The organism is Clostridium psychrophilum, from assembly GCF_018861705.1.
Lineage (GTDB): Bacteria > Bacillota > Clostridia > Clostridiales > Clostridiaceae > Clostridium_AD > Clostridium_AD psychrophilum.
Map to the genome: position 1 here is coordinate 36236 of NZ_JAHLEC010000013.1, position 21343 is coordinate 57578.

A 21343-nucleotide genomic window follows, 5' to 3' on the forward strand; every position below is an offset into this window, starting at 1 on the left:
TGTCATTTTTAAACAAAACATTTAAATGGTAAATCTATGTCTTTTTCAAAACAATCATCAAAACCACGAGGATAATGATATTCACGTTTTTCTTTGTCATCAGGATAAATAAATTTACCGCCTACTTGCCATATATATGGAAGGAATTTATATTGTAATCTGTCCTTTCTCATTTCGAAAAGTACATTTATTTCTTCAGTGTCTGCTTGGAAGTTTGACCATATATCATGATGGAATGGGATTATAACTTTTGTATTTAAAGCTTCTGCCATTCTAAGTATGTCTGATGAAGTCATTTTATCAGTTATACCTCTAGGATTTTCACCGAAAGAACCTAAAGCAACATCAATTTTATAATCATTTCCGTGTTTAGCATAATAATTAGAGTAATGTGAATCGCCACTGTGATAAATAGTTCCTCCTGGCGTTTTTATAATGTAATTAACTGCACGCTCATCTATGTTTCCAGGCATTTTGCCTGCTAAAGTAACACCCTTCGGAACTGTAATTAAGGCAGTACGGTCAAATGATTCAAGAGCAATGATCTCTGTATCTTTAATCTTAACAACATCTCCAGGTTTTACTACAATACAACGCTCTGAAGGTACTCCCCAGCTAATCCAAAGATCAACACAAGTTTTAGGACCAATAAAAGGTACAGATGCATCACAATTTTTCATAACTGCGGTTGCAACATTTATATCAATGTGATCATTATGATCGTGGGTTGCGACTACTGCATCAATTTCTTTAATTGCAAATGGATCTAAAACGAAAGGAGCGACTCTAAGGTTCGGTTGCAACTTCTTACCACCACACATTCTTGCCATCTGATGCTCTGGTTTTATCAAAGGGTTTTTCATGGTTTTTTTACCTGTGCCACACCATAAATCAATACAAATATTTGCATTGCCTTCTGATTTTACCCAAAGACCTGTACAACCAAGCCACCACATTGCAAAGCTACCAGGATGGACTACTTCTCTTTCTATTTCTTCATTAAGCCACGTTCCCCATTGAGGGAAAGTGTTTAGTATCCAGGATTCTCTTGTTATATCATCTATTTTACTCATATTATACTCACCTTTCTTTCAATTATTATTATTTTTTTTCGCCTAAATTTAAAGCTTCTCTAATTTTACTTTCTATTTCTACTTCAGATAAAAGATTTCTAAGTCCTATAATTTTAGTTTTAGAACGGGTATTTGTAAAATTTGATACTAAGGATTCCGATACGAAAACCATGTCAAATGAATTTATAACAGATTTTGCTTCACCAACACTAAGATGATCAACATCTACATCAATTTTTAGTCTTTTAAAAACTTTAATAATCTTCATTTTAATCATTTGGCTTGATCCCATTCCATTTCCACAAGCAGCTAATACTTTCATATAAATCTCTCCTTTTAGAATATATTATTTACATTTGATCATAAATAACAGCATTTTTAATAATGAGTTATCTGTGAGTAATTGAATATAAATTGCCATATTTATTGTTTTTTAATTATCTAAATCTTCTTCTGGCTTTGCAAAATAAGTTGCTTTATTTTTACGATATTGTATTTGAGGAATAGCAAGCATTGCTACAATTAGAGCAAATACACCAAATATTTTAAAGATGTTTGCAAAAACTCCAAATGCAGGCCAAATAGTATCCCAATCAATGCTACCATGCCATCCACCAGTAAGAGGGCTTTGTACTCCTGCACCGAAGAACCATATTGCAAAAGCGCCACCTAGTACCTGAAGAATACCACAACATATTGGTATTATTGTAGCTGCACGTACACCACCACGTTTATTAGCAAATACTGCAAGCGTTGCATTATCAAAGAAGACTGGTACGAAACCTGTGATAATCATAATAGGGGAATGGAATACGAGTAAACCTGCAATTGCTATAAATTGACCAAGTGCTCCAAAGATAAAACCATATACAACTGCATTTTTTGCACCATAACCATAAGTAGCTGCACAATCAACAGCAGGAGTTAATCCTGGTATAAATTTATCAGAGATACCTTGGAAAGCGGTTGTAAGTTCTGCAACAAACATTCTAACACCACTCATTAATATGAATAAGTAAACTGAAAAAGTTAGTGACCGATTAATGATATAAGCAGGGAAAGATAATGTTTTGGGAAAATTGCCACTAGGAACCAGCACCCCATTTATTATTGGATTTTCTAGTCCCCTCATGTACGGTTCACCAAGAATAAACATAATGATACCAAAGAAAACTAACATTAAAGTCCCAGCAGTAACAACGTTATCATTAAATATTGAAAGTGACTTAGGTAATTTTATGTTATCTAGATTTTTATCTTTATTACCTAGCTTCCCAGCAATTTTATCTGTTAGCCAAACTGCGCCCATTTGCTGATGACCAATAGCAAAACCAGCATTGTCTGTAAGGTTGTTACACGCTTCAACTGTTAAGTTTGAGAAGACAGCCTGATATGTACCAACAAGGATACCAACTATAATAGCTCCAGTTGCATTAGCATAAGCTGGTAATGCAAAGAACACAATAAAGGTAGCAGTTGTTGCCTGCTGAAGCATGATATGACCTGTAAGAAAAAGAGTCCTTATTTTCGTTATTTTACCGAAGGCAACCAATACTAAGTTCCATAAAAATGCGAACATAAGTGCAATCATAACCATTGAGGCTAATGAACCTAAGCTTTTATTTGCAGCCGCTAGTCCAAAATATGGATCGATAACTGCAGCACTCATGTGGAAACGATCATTTAATCCTGCGAGAATAGGCCTGAATGTAGTAACAAGACCCCCTGCACCTATATTCCAAATCATGATTCCAATGATACATTTCATTGTTCCTGCAAAAGTTTCGTGTAATGGTCTTCTTAAAAACAAATAACAAATCAATACGATTAAACTAATAAAAAATTCTGGTCTTACGAGAATATTGTCTGAAAATGTTTTAAACAATCCACTATTCGCAATACTATTAATATCCACTAAATTGACCCCCTAATAATTTAATTGTTATTCTACATGAGACTTATTTAATTCTCTTGCCAATTCTTCTGGGTCGGTACAATTACGTATAAAGTTCATATTTTCTTCTTCTGATAGATAATCACTTAACTTTGAAAGCAAACCAAGATGATCAGTATCGTTTACAGCAGCGAGCGTTATAACGATGTCTACTGGATCATTCTCGCAATTAAAGTGCACAGGTTTTGATAAAGTAAGTAAGCTGATACCAGTCTTTAAAACGCTTACATCTGGTCTAGAATGCGATAATGCAAGTCCGGGTATTATTACAATGTATGGACCATATTCTTCAACAGTTTTGATTGTTAAATCAATATAACCCTCAGTAATGTAGTTTGAGTTAACTAATAATTGACCTGAAAGCCTCATAGCTTCAACCCAATCTTTAGCTGTAGCTTTTAATTTAATGTTTTCCGTAAGAATAATATCATTATTATTATTATTATTATTATTAATAATATTCACGTCCTTTATAAATTCAATTTTGAATAATCTTTATATTCTTATAATAACGATATCTTTTTATAATGTCAACATATGATTAGATGTTGCACATGTGTTCACCTATAAATGTTTTTCATCATCTAATTCCAATATTTTTAACGCTGCAGTATCATCTATTATTAGTGTTTTTATATATTTACCTCTTATCGCCCCAAGTATAGCTTTTGATTTTTCTTTAGAACCTGCAACACATATAACATCTGGTGCCTTTTGAAAATCATTTAGATCTATTCCTATAATAGTGTTGTCTAATTCAGATTCAACTTGCTTACCATTTATATCATAATAATGCCCTCCTATATGACCAACAGCACCACTTGCTTGAAGAGCATATTGCATATAGCTGTCTATATATTTACTCCATGCTGTATTTGAAATAGTTGAATCTATAGAACCTACACTTGTTAGAATGATAGTAGCTCTCTTAGCAAGAGACAAGGTATCTGATATATAAGGGTCTCGTATAAGTTTATCTTTCATATCTTTATCCTCTACAAAAAGGGGTGCTAATAAATAGTGATACTTTCCACCATAGATTTTAGCAAATTGTTTTACAAGATCTATTCCGTCTATCTCTGGATTATCTTTTAATGCAGCTCCCATTATCTGTACTACAGTAAGGGGAATATTTTTATTGGATTTAAGACTTTGAACAGTGTTATATATAGTGTTTCCCCAGGAGATACCTAGTATGGTATTTTTATTTAATTTAGCATCAATATAATAAGCTGCAATTTCACCAAGTTTAATTAGCATTAATTCATAAGAAACTCCTTTTGTATTAATAATTCTTACATGCTTTAGTTTGAACCTTTTTATAAATTCATCTTCAATGTCCATTAATCTTTCCCAAGGTTCTTTTATAATTATTTCTACTATTTTTTTGTCTCTTGCCTCTTTCAATAATCTCGAAATTTTAGATCGAGAAGTGAATAAACGTTCAGCAATTTGTGATTGAGTCATATCATGTTCATAATAAAGGCTCGATACACTAGCTAAAAGGCTGTTTTTTTCATTTTCATTCATATTATCAAAGTCATTCATAGTTTAAACTCCTTTTATACTTATTTAAGTTCCAATAAAAATTGAAATTTCATATTTTTGTTCAAATGTTACTTTAGTGAACAAATGATTATATTGTAATTATAATACATCAATTTAGAAAACACAACAATCTTTGGTTTATAAAGATTAACAGTCTTTCTGAACACATGTGCAACATTTGAGAATATGTTGACCAAGAAAAAGTTAGATGATATATTTAATTAAACGATTAAACAGAACAAAGTTTTAAAATTATATCCTAATTTAAATTTTGTTATTTTTTACAAGTAAGTGATATAAGGACTAATATTAACTGAAAGGGGTGGAAATTAATATGTATGATTTAGATAGAGTTCCTATTGGTATTTATGAAAAAGCTTTACCTTCTAGTTTTTCCTGGGAAGAAAAGTTAACATCAGCAAGAGAAGCTGGTTTTGACTATTTGGAAATTTCAATAGATGAAACAGATGAAAGGTTATCCAGACTTGAATGGTCAAAGGAACAAAGAGAAAAATTAAAAAAACTTATTAGCACTACTGGGGTTATGATTCCAAGTATGTGCTTAAGTGGTCATAGAAGATTTCCTTTTGGAAGTAAAGATGAAAATACTCGTAGTAAAGCCTTGGATATTATGAAAAAGGCAATTGAATTATCCGTAGATTTAGGGATACGAACAATTCAATTAGCAGCCTACGATGTATATTATGAGGAAGAGGATGCAACTACAAAAGCTTTCTTTATAGAAGGAATGGGAAAATCTATAGCAATGGCAAGTAAAGCAGGTGTAATGCTTGCACTTGAAATAATGGATACCAAATTTATAAGTACTATATTAAGGGCAATGCCATATATAACTAAATTTAATTCACCTTGGTTTAAAATATACCCTGATATAGGTAATTTGAGTGCATGGGGTAGTGATGTTGAAGCGGAACTAGAGCTTGGACTTCCACATACTGTTGCCATTCATGTAAAAGAAACAAAACCAGGAGTATTTAAGGAAGTTCCTTTTGGTGAGGGAATTGTAAAATTTGCTTTAATTTTTAAAAAATTAAAAGAACTAAATTATGAAGGTCCTTTTTTAATAGAAATGTGGGCTGATAATAGCAAGGTTACTACAAAAGAAGATGCCGTGCAAGATATTTACAATGCAAGAATATTTGTTCAAGAAAAAATGATTGAAGGTGGGATGCTAAATGCTAAAAGAGCTTAAACAAAAGGTATTAGAAGCTAATCTGCAGCTTCCAAAAAAAGGTTTAGTAACATTTACTTGGGGAAATGTAAGTGCCATTGATAGAGAAAAAGGATTAATTGTAATAAAACCAAGTGGAGTTTCCTACGAAGAAATGAAATTAGAAGATATGGTAGTGCTTGATTTAGATGGCAAAATAGTAGAGGGTAAATTAAACCCTTCTTCAGATACCGATACACACATATTGCTCTATAAAAAATTTAAAGAAATTGGAGGTATTGTTCATACCCACTCAAGTTGGGCTACAAGCTGGGCACAAGCCGGGATGGAAATACCTTGTTTTGGAACAACGCATGCAGATTATTTTTATGGAAGCATACCCTGTACTAGGAAAATGTCTCAAGAAGAAATTAAAGGAAGATATGAATATGAAACTGGTAAGGTAATTGTGGAGACATTTAAAGAAATTAATCCTGAATTTGTGCCCGGTGTATTAGTAAATAATCATGGTCCTTTTGCTTGGGGAAAAGATGCAATGAATGCAGTTCATAATGCTGTTGTAATGGAAGAAGTTGCAAAAATGGCTTATAGGAGTATTCAATTAAATAAGGAACTAGGCTCTATTGATAATAATCTTCTGGACAAGCATTTTTTAAGAAAACATGGTGAAAATGCTTACTATGGTCAAAAATAAAATAATAAGTGATCGGTATTTTGGATGCTGTATAGCTTAGATGAGGTGTAAAATATGAAGATTAATAAAAAGGTTATTGCAAATTTAACAAAATGTTATTCGATAGCTCCTTTAAAATATAAGGGTGCAAACTGTTTTTTAGTAGCAGCTGAAAAAGTTGACCGTTGTATACTTTTTGATTCAGATGGAAATGAACTTGAAACAGTGTGGAATGAACCTGGCGGTGTTATGAGTATGGTTCAGGTACCTGGAACAAATGGACAGTTTTTGGCAACCCATAAGTTTTACTCACCGAATGATTCCAAAGAAGCGAAAATTGTAATAGCAACACCTGACACAGAAGGCAAATGGAGTATTAGAACTTTAGTAAATCTTCCACATGTTCACAGATTCGACTTGATTAAGCGAAACGGCAACACATACCTAATAGCATGTACCTTAAAATCAGGTCATGAATATAAAGACGACTGGTCAAACCCTGGAAAGGTATATGCAGCTAAGCTTCCAAATGATTTAAGCAATTTTAATGAAAAATCTCAACTTCATCTAAATGTAATAAAGGATGGGATGCTAAAAAATCACGGATATTATAAAGTATTGGAAGCGGGAGTAGAGACTGCTGTAATTTCTTCCGAAAATGGAGTTTTTCAGTTTACACCTCCAGAGGCAGAAGAATCAGAATGGGAAATTAAGCAGCTACTAAATACCCCTTCAAGTGATGCAGTACTAGTGGATATTGATAGTGACGGGGAAATGGAATTAGCTGTACTTTCACCTTTTCATGGCGATACTGTAACAATATATAAGAGGATAGAAGGAATTTACAAAGAAATGTATGTACATCCTGAACCTGCAGAATTTACCCATGCCATTTATGGAGGCAATTTGTGTGGAAAACCTTCTGTTGTAGTTGGACATAGACAGGGTAAAAAATCTCTGTTTGCACTTACGTATGATGCTGAAAAAGGAAAGATACAATGCGAAAATATTGATACAGGATGTGGCCCAGCAAATGTATATCATTATATAAAAGATTATAAAGATATTATTATAGCTACAAACCGTGAAATTGGCGAAGTGGCTATGTACACGATTGAACCTTAAAAGACATATTTAGTTATGTTCTTAGCTACAAAAGATTCCACATATATGATTGGACAGTCTTTAAATTTAACTGGATGATTATGTATGTGATAAAAAAATAAAAGTAATAGATGTGCTAGGTTTTAGTGATTTTTTGCAGCTTGATTTATAGAGATGGAATACTATGCTTCAATTATAAAAAGACCATTATAGGTGGCTACTTTAAGACAGAACTGAATCTTATATATTCTTCATCACCCCCAATACAATTAAAGCAATGTTTAAACCCCCATTAATGGTATTAGAAGATTCATTAAGGATTAGAATGACATATTCAATAATAAATATGTCATAATAAAATATTAATAGTGTATTTTTAACACTATTAATATGTAGAGGAGGACAAGTAAGTGATAGCAAAATGGTATAAGTTGCAAAGTGGTACAGACATAAGAGGGATTGCTACTGAAGGTTCTAAAAATGAAGTTAATTTAACACCTAAAGTTGCAAAATTTATCGCTTATGGATTTGTAAAATGGTTAAGGAATGAAAAAAAAGTAAATTTTAAGGATCTAAAGGTGGCAGTTGGAATAGATTCTAGACTATCTGGACCAGAATTAAAATCTTCTTTTATTGATGCATTGAGTGATCTAGGTTGTAATGTATACGATTGTGGAATGTGCACAACACCTGCGATGTTTATGACTACTATTTTTCAAAATTATGAATGTGATGCTTCTATTATGATTACTGCTAGTCATCTACCCTATTACTATAACGGATTTAAATTTTTTACAAGAGAAGGTGGATGCGAAAAGGATGATATAAAAAATATTCTTTCTATAGCATCAGAAGAAAAATCACATTTCTGTATAAAAAAAGGTGAAATTTTTAAAATTAATTTTATTGAAGAGTATTCAAAAGACCTAGTTCTTACTATTAGAAAGGGGGTTGCATCCTCCCAAAATTATGATAAACCTTTATTAGGTTTTAAGCTTAATGTTGATGCTGGTAACGGAGCTGGAGGTTTTTTTGCAGATAAAGTTTTAAAGGTTTTAGGAGCGGATATTACAGGTAGTCAATTTACCCAGCCAGATGGAAGATTTCCAAACCATATTCCAAATCCAGAAGATAAGAAAGCAATGGAATCTATTAGCCAATCAGTATTAACTAATCATGCAGATTTAGGAATAATTTTTGATACAGATGTGGACAGAGCGGCTATTGTGGATTCAAATGGCATGCAAATAAATAAAAATGCATTAATAGCTTTAGTTTCAGCAATTGTTTTGGAAGAACACCCCAAAACAGTAATAGTAACTGATTCGGTAACTTCAACCGGCTTAAGTGAATTCATTAGTAGATTAGGTGGAATCCATCATAGATTCAAAAGAGGATATAGAAATGTTATAGATGAAGCAATAAGACTTAATAGTGAGGGAAAAGAATGTTATTTAGCTATTGAAACATCGGGTCATGCCGCGTTAAAAGAGAAGTATTTTCTAGACGATGGCGCATATTTAATAGCTAAAATACTGATAAAAATGGCCAAGTTAAATTTAAAGGGTAAGAAACTCCAAGACTTAATTAAAGATTTAAAAATACCATGTGAAAGTTTGGATTCTAGATTAACAATTAAAAATAACAATTCTAAAAAATATGGTACTTTGGCAATAAAAGGTCTAGAAAAATATGTGAAAAAGATAGATGGTTGGAGTTTAGTGCCTAATAATTATGAAGGTATTAAAGTACATTGTGACGAACTAAATGGGGATGGATGGTTCTTATTAAGATTATCACTGCATGAACCTGTTTTATCTTTGAATATGGAATCTGATTCAAATGGTGGAATTAAAACAACAATAGGTAAATTGATGCCTTTTTTTAATAAATATAATGAATTAGATACAAATATCATAAAAACATTAAAATATAGTTGCTTATAGCAAAAAATAAACAATAATACTACAACTGTTAAATTTCATGTTATTGTAGTATTATATAATTATAAATAGCCATTATTACACCTATATAATATCATTTATTACTAAATAATAAAAAACAGTAGCTTATAAATGTGCCTATTTAAATTATCATAAGCAAATAATCTAGAACAAAGAAATTATCAACTACTATATATGTTCTAGTTAATCTTGTTATAATTACAAAAGAAAGAATCTCAAGAGATTGCAACAAATTTTTTCATGAAGAATTTGGAGCTTAAGCAAAACTCTTTTTACAGGTTAATCGAGAAAGTCTTTATAAAAAGACTTTCTTTAATACTCAAAGATACAAAAGGAGAATTATATGAGAAAATATTTATATTGGGCATTTAGAATTTTGTGGTTGTTTTTATCAATATTTATTACACGTGGTATTAAAACTGATAGCGCTTTTGGCATGGTAATCTTTATTCTAATACTGTTACCACTATTATTTTTAGGTAAATTAATAGCTGATAAATTTATAAAAATTAAAAAGGATAACAAGTGTAAGAAATAAAAAAATATGAAAGGATATTTATCAAAAATGCCACTTTATTATTATAGTTTTCCAACTTTTCAAGTTGTTTTTCAGTACATCACAGGAATGCTACCATTACCCAATATAACAATAATATAACCTTTACGAAAAACAAGAAAGACATAATAGGAATAATGGATAACTTTTACATTTCAAAGAAGATATATAATTATACATAAAATGTACACTTTAGAAAATAGCATCAAGTTAACTCAAAAATATTTGATATAACCGTTAGAGCAGTACAAAAACAATTGCAGAATATAAGCACACATAGTTTAATAAAGTATTTTGATACACAGGTATATACAAATAGCAACTATTATGTAGCATTAGAGAATGCGGCAATTAAACTTAATTATTAGCATAATGAAGATAAACGCTTAACCCATAACCAAAGTATTATATAGAGTATATGGGGAAATACAAAAGACTATACAGTTTTAATTCCGTATAGTCTTTTTATCTTATATTAAATTAATGAGTCTATTTCTCTATCACGATTATCCATTAAATTGATTATTTTATTACAATCATCTAATATTGTTTGACTCATTAATTCCATTTTTTAATACTATCACGGTAACTACGTATCATTATTACTAATCCAAACCTATTCAAAAATGCACTTTATATGGGCTAATTTTGCGATAATAAATTGAGCTTATTTTCACAAGTATTAAGTAAATCTATATTTATGTCTATATTAAACTCTTCCAGAATTGTTTGAATATATTCTAATTCGGTTTTTAATGAATGCGAGATATATTCAAACAGATTATCATCTATTGTCTTAAAACGTGCATCCCAACACTCATCTTTATTGTCTAAGAATCCTTCTGCAATACTTAACAATTCTTCTTTACTACTTTTCTGAAGTTCCTTATTTGAAATATATATCACTTTGACAGAATTATTTCTTCCGAAATCATCTTTATCCTCTACGTCTTCAAGATACTCAAAATATTCTAATGTGTTTGATCTTTTTAAATCTATAAGTAACATATAACTAATAGGCAACTCCAAATGTCCCTCTGTAATTCTAAAGATTTCTATATTTCTTAGTTTTAAGTCTCTTGAAATTCTTAATTGCTCCACTACAATACCCCCTATAACATATTTAATACTTTATACATATATGCAATAAGCCACCATATAATTACTATTTTATCTATTTGTTGTTAAACCATGACTTTTGCCAAGGTTAAACCAATAATATCTCAGAACAAGTACCATAAATGCTATATTAAAGTTGTTTAGATTAATTTTAGTCTTTATATACTATAAATATATTTCTATTATTATTTGATTTAAACCCTGCTAAATACTTTAGCAAATTCTCTATGAATATTGCTCCATTAAATATAAAAAAGAGGGTATATCCGCCATGGATATGCCCTTGTATCAACGTATGAAATATTATCTTGAATTGCTTAGATTACCTAGTCACATGAATATAGCTATTAGCAATCATTGAAACTTTAGCAGTTAAGAGCAGGACATTTAAGCCTACTTCCCAATCTTTCTATTTTTTCTTCACTTAAGTCATTAGCAACAATACTTTTCCATTTAAAATATTCATTTTTCGCAACATTTTTTTCTGCATTACTTACTAAATCCTTATATTCGTTGGAATGTAATTTTTGTGATTTTTCCTCATGATTTTTATCTATTTTGTTGGGCATTTGTATTTTATCTAATGTAGAATCAATCTTGATATCTAAAAATTTAGTAACAGAATTAATTAAACTTGTTACCAAAAATGTCTCACGCACCCTCTGTTTCTTTATAAGGTACATACTCCTATTTTCTATGTCTTTAAGCCTTTCCTGGTTTGTAGCACTGCATGAAAATTCTAGTGGATCATCACATAACTCACAATTAATGAAGTGTAGTAGTGAGTTAAACGGAGTACCTCCAATTTCACCTGTAACCTTATCCCATTCTTTAAGTGCACTTGTGAAACATTGTACAGCTGATTTTTCCATTTTGTTACCACCTTTCAAATCTGATTTTATCTTTTTCCAACTAACTTACTGTCATTCATTAAACAACTAAGTGTTAACAAGCTATCATTTAAATTTATATTTTCTAAAATTATTTCTTGTGGTACATTTATATCCACAGGTGTAATATTACATATGTATTTAACTCCATTTTCTACCATCATGTCAGTGACCGTTTGTGCATATTTTTTTGATATACAAATTATCCCGATATCTGTTGGTGTTACTTTTAAGAAACTTACTAATTTATCTATTTCTATTACTTCTATATCTTGAATTGTTGATCCTATAAGGTTTGGATCAGTATCAAAAATACCAACCAATTTAAAATTTAATTGTTGAGATCTAGTATATTTAGCAATAGCTTTTCCAATATTCTTTGCACCTATTATGATCATATTATGTTCTTTAAATAGTCCTAATATCCCACTAATTTCAATAAACAATTCTTTAACGTTATAACCTATTCTCGGTGTCCCAAATTCACCAAAATAACTTAGATCTCGTCTTATTTGACTAGCTGTAAAACCAATTTTATCCCCTAATTTTCTTGAAGATATTGTAACCACATCATTAATTATAAATTTTCTCAAATATCTATGGTATTTAGGTAGTCTTCGAATAACCGTAATTGGTATAGTTTTTTGAATTTCCACAATTAACTCTCCTTTGCAAATATTCATAATTTTAGACAAAATAGTAAAAATATTGGTATACTTAGGGCAAGATACAGAGGTGGGTTTTCAAGATAGATTAGAATTACACAACCTTCTTATATAAGAAAACAAAAAGGTTACTTAAAGGTTATAAAAATCTTTAGTAGCCTTTTCATCATTATACAAGTTTTAACTTGTATATAAATTACTTTTCATTTTGATTTACTTGTGGTTTAATTTCACCAAAAGCATTTATATACATCTGTTTTATTTCGCTTATCATAGGATATCTAGGATTAGCAACAGTACATTGATCATCAAACGCTTTCTCAGACATATCATCCAATGTTAAATAGAAATCTTCTTTTTTAACTCCAGCATCTTTTATCGTCAACGGAATATTTAGTTCTTTCTTTAAATCAGTAATTGATTTTATTAATAAACCTACTTTTTCATCATCTGTATTCCCACCTAAATTTAAATAATTAGCAATACAAGCATATCTTTCTTTTGAATCTGGGTATTTATTTTGTGGGAATGCAGCTTGTCTTACTGGAATATCTACTGCATTAAATTTAATTACTTCCTCAAGCAATACAGCAATAGCAATACCGTGAGGCATATGGTGTTGTGCTCCTAATTTGTGCGCCATTGAATGATTTACTCCTAAAAATGCATTTCCAAATGCCATACCTGCTATTGTAGATGCATGTGCCATTTTCTCTCTGGCGAGTATATTAGTAGTTCCTTCACTATATGCTGTTGGTAAATATTCAAATATCATTTTTATTGCTTGAAGTGCTAATCCATCTGTATAATCAGTAGCCATTACAGATGCATAGGCTTCAATAGCATGACTTAATGCATCTATTCCTGTAGCTGCAGTTAGCCCTTTTGGCATATTCATCATAAATTCTGCATCTATAATTGCCATATTAGGTGTTAATTCATAATCTGAAAGTGGATATTTCATTCCTGTTTTCTCATCTGTTATAACTGCAAATGGTGTTACTTCTGAACCAGTACCTGCAGTTGTTGGTATCGCTACTAACATAGCCTTAATTCCAAGCTTTGGAAAATGATGTATTCTCTTTCTTATATCCATAAATTTCATTGCAAGCTCATTGAACTTTTCTTCTGGATGTTCATATAACACTTGCATGATTTTAGCTGCATCCATAGCAGATCCTCCACCAGTTGTTATTATAGTATCCGGCTGAAAATCAAGCATTTGTCTAGCCCCTTCATAAGCACATCCAAGTGTAGGATCCGACTGAACATCTGAGAACACCTTAAAGCTTATACCTATCTTTTCAAGAACTTTTGTTATTTTGTCTGCATATCCTAATTCATAAAGCATTTTATCAGTTACAATAAATGCTCTCTTCTTACCCATATTCTTTAATTCCTTAAGTGCAGATTCCAAACACCCATATTTGAAGTATATTTTTTCTGGTACTTTAAACCAAAGCATATTTTCCCTTCTCTCTGCTACTGTTTTTATGTTTAACAAATGTTTAGGTTCTACATTTTCTGACACTGAATTTCCGCCCCAAAATCCACAACCTAGGGTAAATGAAGGTGCTATCTTAAAGTTGAATAAATCACCACTAGCCCCTTGAGCTGAAGGCATATTTATAAAAGTTCTTACAGTCTTCATTTTAGAACTGAATTTTTCTACTTTCTCTTTTTCCTTCATAGAATCTATATACAATGAAGATGTATGTCCCATGCCACCTAATTCAATTAGTCTTTCTGCTTTTTCTAAAGCCTCATCAAAACTTTTTACTTTATACATAGCTAATACTGTTGATAATTTTTCACGTGAAAATAGTTCATCTAGTTCAACTGATTCAACTTCTCCTATAAGTACCTTTGTCCATTCTGGTACATTAACCTCTGCTAACTTGGCTATGTCACAAGCAGATTTTCCAACTATACTTGGACTAATCCTATTATTTTTAAACATAACCTTTTTAACCTTATCTATTTCATCCTGATTTAATATGTATGCTCCTCTTTTAATAAGTTCATTTTTTACTTTACTATATATTGAATCTAACACTATTATAGCTTGCTCTGAAGCACATATTGTACCATTGTCATATGTCTTGGATAGTATTATTGAACTTACAGCCATTTCTATATCTGCACTTTCATCAATTATTGCTGGTGTATTTCCTGGTCCAACACCAATAGCTGGTTTTCCTGATGAATAGGCTGATTTAACCATTCCTGGGCCTCCGGTAGCAAGTATCACATCAGCTTCACTCATAAGTATTTGTGAAAGTTCTATAGAAGGCTCATCTATCCAACCTATTATTTCCTCTGGTGCTCCTGCCTTAACTGCAGCATCCAAAAGCAATTTTGCTGTTGCTATTGTTGATTTTTTTGCTCTTGGATGAGGAGAAAATATTATGCCATTTCTTGTTTTTAAACATATCAATGATTTAAAAATTACTGTTGATGTAGGGTTTGTAGTTGGTACTATACCTGCTACAACACCTATTGGTTCTGCAATTTTAGTTATACCATAAGTTTCATCTCTTTCGATAACACCACACGTTTTTTCATCTTTATATTTATTGTAGATATATTCTGCTGCAAAATGATTTTTGATTACCTTATCTTCTAGTAATCCCATACCAGTTTCTTCTATTGCCATTTTAGAGAGGGATATTCTAGCCTCTAATGCTACCATTGCTACTTTTTTGAAAATCTCATCTACTTGAGCTTGAGTATAAGTTGAAAACTTTTTTTGAGCTTCTTTTACACTTTTAAGTTTCATATTTAATTCTTCTACGTTTGTTAATTTCATATATACATACTCCTTTTTTGAATTTATATTATTTTAAGTTCAACATATTGATATTTATTTAACACACATATGTATCATATTCAAAGATAAGCTAATGTTATACAGCGATTTTATATAATATATTGTGGTTAAATTTTAATTATGCACTAATACTGGTAATATTATAAATTATCACTTATTTAAGTTCTAGGTTAGTATATATCAGTACTATGTGTTTGTCAAACATTTAACAATCATTTTCTACGACATTTACGTTTACATTTATATTTATTTTAGCCTAAATAATAGATGTTGAACTAAATGTTGATTTTTTAAATTTCAATGTAATTGGTTAATGATCCTATTACGCATTCAGTTTTTTGTATGCCTGTTATTAGCAAGACCTAATACTCCTTCCAATGGCAGATACGCTGAACATATAACAGTTGCTGAAGATTTAGTTGTGAAAATACAAGCGAATATTAGATTTGACAAAACAGTCTCAGTTCCTCTTGCTGGTACAAGTTGTATTTGGGGTTTAGTTATTTAAATAGCTAAAAGTTTTGGCGATACACCTTCCCTTTTGTAATTATTTTGCCTTTGCCACAGCAAGAACAAATATTTATATCTGCTTCTATCAGCTTAACCTGTAAATTTTATTTTTAATTTGTACTAATGCTATGCTCTAGTGTTAGTCATTGAAAAATTATAAATGAACATTAAAAACATATAAGTTTGAGTAGAAATATTACAAATAATGTGATATTATGAAGTAAGTTTAGCGGTCTGACCATTAAACTTGCTTCATAACTTGTTAAAAATAAGACTTACAAGTTTATACAAATATTTCTATCTCTGTAGAAAAAAGTTTGAAGTATTCGGAAAAAGGGAGATGAGAATATGAAAGACTCTATATCTGAATTAAAAATAAAAGAAATACTAAAAGAAAATAACCACCATAAAGATGAGATAAAAAAATTATTTATAGACAAAGGAATTATACCAAAAGACCATACAACATAATAAAGTTGTATATACCATGTAGTGATATATGCAAAACAAATGTCGTGAAATTATTCATTTCACGACATTTGTTATAGCACTATATTTAGTTTATAACTCATTGCAACTTCATTATGTGCAATAAGTCACTATTTAATTGAATATATTTCATCTAGAATTCTAGCCACTAATATGTTGCTTATGGTTCTTACTAGCATGTGCCCTAAGTGTAGCTTCAATCTCTTCAAGAGAACGATTACGTGTTTCAAATACCTTAGAACTAACAAACCATATCGAGACAAAGCAAAGTACACCATAACCTATGAATAAACTACCAGTCCCAAAGAAATTCAGTAATGGAGGAAATGTTAATGATACAATCATATTAGCACCCCAATTAACTACACTACTGAACGAGTTGCCGAGTCCACGAATATTTAGAGGAAATACTTCACCAATCATAACCCACATTACAGGTCCCCAAGTAGCTGAGAAAAATGCAATATAAACTGTTAATGCGATAACACAAATAATTGCAGCAGTTAATGACCCATGAGAGAACTTCATTGAAACGCTCATAATTAATAATGAAGTTCCCATTCCAATAGCTCCATAAATCAACATCTTTTTACGATCAACTTTATCCATGATCAAGACAGCTATAATAGTAACAATAACATTAAAAATTCCAATTCCGATGTGCGCAAGCAAAGCCGCTTGAACCCCAAATCCAACCTCAGTAAAGATAGTTGGTGCATAGTAAAGAACTGTATTGCAACCCATAACCTGTTGAAAAATAGCTAGTCCAGCACCAATAACCAACGCTGGGTGAACAAATTCACCAAATAATTCTTTAATTCCACCACTTTTCATTTCAGCTTGTTTTTTAATCTGCATAAGTTCGCCATTAACAACGCTTTTATTATGTTTATTCATTTGTTCTAAAATATCTCGAGCTTCATCAATCCTACCATCTTTAACTAAAAAACGAGGACTTTCTGGTATTACAAGACCTCCTAAGAAAAGAATTGCAGCTGGGATAGCCGCAAATCCAAGCATCCAACGCCAACCACTATACAAACCAGAGAAACTATAGTTAGTTATATAGGCTAATAAAATACCGCTCATTACCATTAACTGGAATAAGCTTGACATAGAACCACGTTTATCCGCAGGTGATAATTCAGCTAAGTATGTTGGAATTAAAGCGGAGGAGGCCCCTACTGCCATACCAAGAACAATACGTGACAAAATTAATGCCCAAAACCCTGGAGAAAATGCTGATCCAAGTGCACCAGCAAAGAAAATAATTGATGATAATAAAATCAATTTCCTACGTCCATACTTGTCAGACATTGGCCCAATAATTGCAGCCCCCAGAACGGCCCCTATTAATACAGCACTAACAACCCAGCCTTGTTGCCATGAATCAAGGTTCATTTGTTTTTGAATAAACAAAATTGCTCCTGAAATAACTCCAGTATCATAACCAAACAAAAGTCCGCCAAGTGCTCCAAAAACATATATTAAAGAACTACTAATTTTCCTTTTTACCCTCACTGAAAGCATCTCCTATATTTTATTTAATTTATTCGTAAATTTATTAATGCATGGTTTTGTAAATGTTAAACGATTTCATGATTATTAAAAAATTCCGCATAAGTTATTACCATACCCTATTTTATATTTTGTTTACTTGTAGATTTATTAATATATGGTTCTAAAAACGTTAAACGGTTTCATGGTTATTAAAATTTTTCGTATAAATTATTACCAACTCCTAATTTATATTTTATTTACTTGTAAATTTATTAGCACATTAAACGGTTTCATATTTATTAAAAAACCTCATGAGTTGTTTTAATAAATTTAGTATACCACTTCAAAAATACTTTTTCAATGCATTTTAAAAAGTATTTTTGAAGAAAAATTATATATTCAAATCCATCCCTGTGTTAAAACTATTGATAATACCCTGTTTCCCTTTAATTATAATTAGAGCTTTATATAATAAATATTTGTGTTAATAATCATTTAGCCATGTTACCAGTCTTTTGTTGAATGCTTGAATTATTTTTGTTATAATAAAATTAGTAAAACATTGTGGAAACGCTTGTTCCATTATTACTTTTTACTAATACACATATTTGTAGGTGAATATAATGTCAGAATCTCAAATAACAAAAAAAGCTCTTGCATTATCTATTAAAAAATTAATGGAAACAATCCCTTTAGCTAAATTAACAATTCGTGAAATCGTTAATAACTGTGGAATTAACAGACAAACCTTTTATTATCATTTCAAAGACAAATTTGACCTTGTAAATTGGATATATTATAGTGAAGCCATAGAAAGTATATCAGACTGTAAAAACTATGCTCACTGGACTGATGGCATGTACAAAACATTAGTATATTTCATGAATAACAAGTCATTTTATACCAATGCTGTTAATACTCCAGGTCAAAATGGATTTGATGGATATCTTTTTGAAAAAACCTATGATCTTATTATGGGTGTTGTAAATGATATATCATCTAATCTAAATGTGACCCCTACTGATAAAAACTTTATAGCAGATTTTTACACTCATGCCTTTGTAGGTATAACCATACAATGGATAAAAGACAGTATGAAAGAATCACCGGAATTAATGGTAGACAAACTTAATGATGTAGTTGAAGGAAGCATGCTCGGCGCTCTAACTAGATTTTCTAATTATCACCATCAGAATTAAATATAACTCCTATTTACATATTATTGAGTAACTTAATTATTTTACGTAACTCTTTTATAGAAATTTGTCCCGGTGCAGAAACTTCTTTAACTGCACCAAATGTTAATGCAGATCCAAACAATTGCCCTGACACTCTGCTTATGACACCCGTTTTAGCCATAGACATTGTAATAATAGGTCCCTTAGCGTATTCTTCACTCATAATACGTGTTGCATCTAAGAGTGTAATTACATCCTTTGCGCAAGTAGGCATTACTGCAATTTTAGGAATATCTGCCCCCAACTCTTGAGCTTTGCATAATCGTAATATAATCTCCTCTTTTTCTGGGGTTTTATAAAAATCGTGATTAGATATAATAACCACTACTCCATTTTCATGTGCCACTTTAACTAATTCTTTTACATCTTTTTCGTCGTTAAATAACTCAACATCTATAATTTCAATAAGTTTTGTTTCAATAATTGATTTATTTAATTTAACATAATTCAGATTGCTGATTTTTTTCTGTCCTCCTTCTTTAGCACTTCGAAATGTAAAAATAATTGGCCTATCAACTAGTATTTTTCTAATTAATCGTAATGCCTGCATAACTTTATCTATATTCATAACATCTTCAAAAAAATCTACACGCCATTCTATAACATCTAAATCAAAATCTTTTAGAAAATCGGCTTCCTCTACAAGCTCTAGAGTAGTCTTTCCAACCAGCGATGTACAAATCTTAGGTAGCCCTTCCCCAAGTGTAACATCTTTAATCTTAATTACTTTTTTCATATATATCGCCCTTCCTTGTATATATTAAGTAAAGTATCAAATACAAAATAAAAAATCATTAAAAAATATTAATACAAAAAAATTTGAGTAGCTGCTGATTATGTACTCTTTGTAATTGCCTTATGTGCTTTTCTCTTTTTCATGGTTTTATGCCCGAACCCACTCGACATTACACTTATATTTCCATCAACTTCTAATATGGCTAAATTCACCTGATCTATCTTTGCTACTCCATGTTCTCTTATTACTTCCATAATTTCTTCCATTGATATTTTAGCTTTAGTAATATTTTTAATGTTGATTTTGCCATTATATATTAACATTAATGGTTCTCCTTGAATTAGTTTGTTAAATTTAGGAAATCTATACATTACAAATTTAAACAGATAATCTACAACAAATAATGAGGTTGCTGCTACTAATCCGCCACCTAATGTAGAATTTGTACCTACCATTGCATTTTGAACAGCATTACTTATAAGCAAAATAAATACCAAATCAATTACAGATAATTGAGCTAATTCATTTTTACCAAACAACCTTATAGCAACTACAATGAAAATATATATACTTATGCAACTTAAAAATATCTTCAAATATGAAAATAATAATATTGTCATACCCCACCTCAACTTAATTAATTATTATAAGAACCATTATAACAAAGTTTCATACAATAATAATGTCAATGTTATATTACTCTAATAAAAAATGCAATTAGTTACCCCGACTACAATGCTATTGGGTCGAACTGAAAATCCAAGAAATGCATATCCGCCATCCAGAAAACACCGTTAGGTACTCCCATAGCTATGGCAGTATCAGCCCCTACTAATCGCATATACCAACGCACATCCTACTACTGATATTGCAAATGCTTGAAAGGAAGTTACTTCTGCACTTAGTCTCCACAATTAAATAAGTATTTTAACATGTCTTTAATATGCCTAATTTAAAAAAATCTAATTCTTATTAAAAAGTGAACACCCGAACCTAGACATAAATAGATAAGTGCATTACCCCCTATAAGTGTGCTTAAACAACTCACAACATTTTAATGAATATATCCCACTTTCTACAATACTTTATATGTGAATTTAACTCTTATAAAAACGATATAATTAATGGGTGTTTCAATATATTAAATATATTAAAATCCAAAAAAATATCCAAGAACAAAATCTCCCTACGTGTAGACGTGTAGTTTAATATATCCTAATAATATAAGTAACTTGCAAATTTAAGTAACCCTTAAAATATAAAAAGGATAAAGGAATATGTTAATTAAATTTAACATTCCTT

Annotated in this window: 21 protein-coding genes; 8 read left to right on the plus strand and 13 right to left on the minus strand. The window is 30.7% G+C overall.

Features of this window, described 5'->3' with window-relative positions:
* Positions 1-8: 8 nt before the first annotated feature.
* From ulaG to KPL38_RS04880, 5 genes are all read right to left on the minus strand, one after another.
* Positions 9-1073: an L-ascorbate 6-phosphate lactonase gene (ulaG, locus tag KPL38_RS04860; protein WP_216287731.1), complete on the minus strand. Its 1065-nt coding sequence runs from the start codon at positions 1071-1073 to the stop codon at positions 9-11.
* A gap of 28 nt (positions 1074-1101) precedes the next feature.
* Positions 1102-1395 (minus strand): PTS sugar transporter subunit IIB, encoded by a 294-nt coding sequence (locus tag KPL38_RS04865; RefSeq protein WP_216287732.1) that lies wholly within the window; start codon positions 1393-1395, stop codon positions 1102-1104.
* Positions 1396-1506: 111 nt separating this feature from the next.
* Positions 1507-2988, minus strand: coding sequence for a PTS sugar transporter subunit IIC (locus tag KPL38_RS04870; RefSeq protein WP_376769016.1), 1482 nt, complete (start codon positions 2986-2988; stop codon positions 1507-1509).
* 27 nt (positions 2989-3015) lie between these two features.
* Positions 3016-3492 carry a PTS sugar transporter subunit IIA gene (locus KPL38_RS04875; RefSeq protein WP_312884152.1) on the minus strand — a complete coding sequence of 159 codons (477 nt, stop codon included), beginning with the start codon at positions 3490-3492 and terminating at the stop codon, positions 3016-3018.
* 99 nt (positions 3493-3591) lie between these two features.
* Positions 3592-4575 carry a sugar-binding transcriptional regulator gene (locus KPL38_RS04880; protein ID WP_216287733.1) on the minus strand — a complete coding sequence of 328 codons (984 nt, stop codon included), beginning with the start codon at positions 4573-4575 and terminating at the stop codon, positions 3592-3594.
* 334 nt (positions 4576-4909) lie between these two features.
* Here KPL38_RS04880 and KPL38_RS04885 point away from each other — a divergent pair, with 334 nt between their 5' ends.
* The 5 genes from KPL38_RS04885 to KPL38_RS04905 all read left to right on the plus strand — a co-directional run bounded on the left by KPL38_RS04885 (position 4910) and on the right by KPL38_RS04905 (position 10046).
* On the plus strand, positions 4910-5788 hold the full coding sequence (locus KPL38_RS04885; RefSeq protein ID WP_216287734.1) for an L-ribulose-5-phosphate 3-epimerase: 879 nt from the start codon (positions 4910-4912) through the stop codon (positions 5786-5788).
* Positions 5772-6461: an L-ribulose-5-phosphate 4-epimerase gene (araD, locus tag KPL38_RS04890; protein ID WP_216287735.1), complete on the plus strand. Its 690-nt coding sequence runs from the start codon at positions 5772-5774 to the stop codon at positions 6459-6461. Before KPL38_RS04885 ends, araD begins: the two co-directional genes overlap by 17 nt.
* 54 nt (positions 6462-6515) lie before the next feature.
* Entirely contained in the window at positions 6516-7565 is a 1050-nt protein-coding gene (locus KPL38_RS04895) for a hypothetical protein (protein ID WP_216287736.1), read from the plus strand.
* A gap of 389 nt (positions 7566-7954) precedes the next feature.
* Positions 7955-9490 carry a phosphohexomutase domain-containing protein gene (locus KPL38_RS04900; RefSeq protein ID WP_312884153.1) on the plus strand — a complete coding sequence of 512 codons (1536 nt, stop codon included), beginning with the start codon at positions 7955-7957 and terminating at the stop codon, positions 9488-9490.
* 361 nt (positions 9491-9851) lie between these two features.
* Complete coding sequence (locus KPL38_RS04905; RefSeq protein ID WP_216287737.1) at positions 9852-10046, plus strand: hypothetical protein; 195 nt, start codon at positions 9852-9854, stop codon at positions 10044-10046.
* Positions 10047-10706: 660 nt separating this feature from the next.
* Here KPL38_RS04905 and KPL38_RS04910 read toward each other — a convergent pair.
* From KPL38_RS04910 to adhE, 4 genes are all read right to left on the minus strand, one after another.
* Entirely contained in the window at positions 10707-11165 is a 459-nt protein-coding gene (locus KPL38_RS04910; RefSeq protein WP_216287739.1) for a hypothetical protein, read from the minus strand.
* A gap of 383 nt (positions 11166-11548) precedes the next feature.
* On the minus strand, positions 11549-12055 hold the full coding sequence (locus KPL38_RS04915; protein WP_216287741.1) for a hypothetical protein: 507 nt from the start codon (positions 12053-12055) through the stop codon (positions 11549-11551).
* Between the two features lie 26 nt (positions 12056-12081).
* Complete coding sequence (locus tag KPL38_RS04920) at positions 12082-12729, minus strand: redox-sensing transcriptional repressor Rex (RefSeq protein WP_216287743.1); 648 nt, start codon at positions 12727-12729, stop codon at positions 12082-12084.
* Positions 12730-12934: 205 nt separating this feature from the next.
* A complete protein-coding gene (adhE, locus tag KPL38_RS04925; protein WP_216287745.1) occupies positions 12935-15547 on the minus strand; it encodes a bifunctional acetaldehyde-CoA/alcohol dehydrogenase in 2613 nt (870 codons plus the stop codon).
* Positions 15548-15881: 334 nt separating this feature from the next.
* Here adhE and KPL38_RS04930 point away from each other — a divergent pair, with 334 nt between their 5' ends.
* Positions 15882-16076 (plus strand): hypothetical protein, encoded by a 195-nt coding sequence (locus KPL38_RS04930; protein ID WP_216287747.1) that lies wholly within the window; start codon positions 15882-15884, stop codon positions 16074-16076.
* A 350-nt stretch (positions 16077-16426) separates the two neighbouring features.
* Positions 16427-16549: a hypothetical protein gene (locus KPL38_RS19955; protein WP_281419322.1), complete on the plus strand. Its 123-nt coding sequence runs from the start codon at positions 16427-16429 to the stop codon at positions 16547-16549.
* A gap of 159 nt (positions 16550-16708) precedes the next feature.
* Here KPL38_RS19955 and KPL38_RS04935 read toward each other — a convergent pair whose 3' ends face one another.
* Entirely contained in the window at positions 16709-18088 is a 1380-nt protein-coding gene (locus tag KPL38_RS04935) for a sugar porter family MFS transporter (RefSeq protein ID WP_312884154.1), read from the minus strand.
* Positions 18089-18690: 602 nt separating this feature from the next.
* Between KPL38_RS04935 and dhaS the strand changes: the two genes are divergently transcribed.
* The gene (gene dhaS, locus KPL38_RS04940) at positions 18691-19266 is read left to right on the plus strand and encodes a dihydroxyacetone kinase transcriptional activator DhaS (RefSeq protein ID WP_216287749.1); all 576 of its coding nucleotides are present in this window, start codon (positions 18691-18693) and stop codon (positions 19264-19266) included.
* A 13-nt stretch (positions 19267-19279) separates the two neighbouring features.
* Here the strand turns inward: dhaS and aroD are convergent, their stop codons facing one another.
* The 3 genes from aroD to KPL38_RS19960 form a co-directional block, all read right to left on the minus strand.
* Complete coding sequence (gene aroD, locus KPL38_RS04945; RefSeq protein ID WP_216287753.1) at positions 19280-20041, minus strand: type I 3-dehydroquinate dehydratase; 762 nt, start codon at positions 20039-20041, stop codon at positions 19280-19282.
* 98 nt (positions 20042-20139) lie between these two features.
* On the minus strand, positions 20140-20661 hold the full coding sequence (locus KPL38_RS04950) for a DUF421 domain-containing protein (RefSeq protein ID WP_216287755.1): 522 nt from the start codon (positions 20659-20661) through the stop codon (positions 20140-20142).
* Positions 20662-20771: 110 nt separating this feature from the next.
* Entirely contained in the window at positions 20772-20894 is a 123-nt protein-coding gene (locus KPL38_RS19960) for a hypothetical protein (protein WP_281419323.1), read from the minus strand.
* Positions 20895-21343 lie beyond the last annotated feature (449 nt).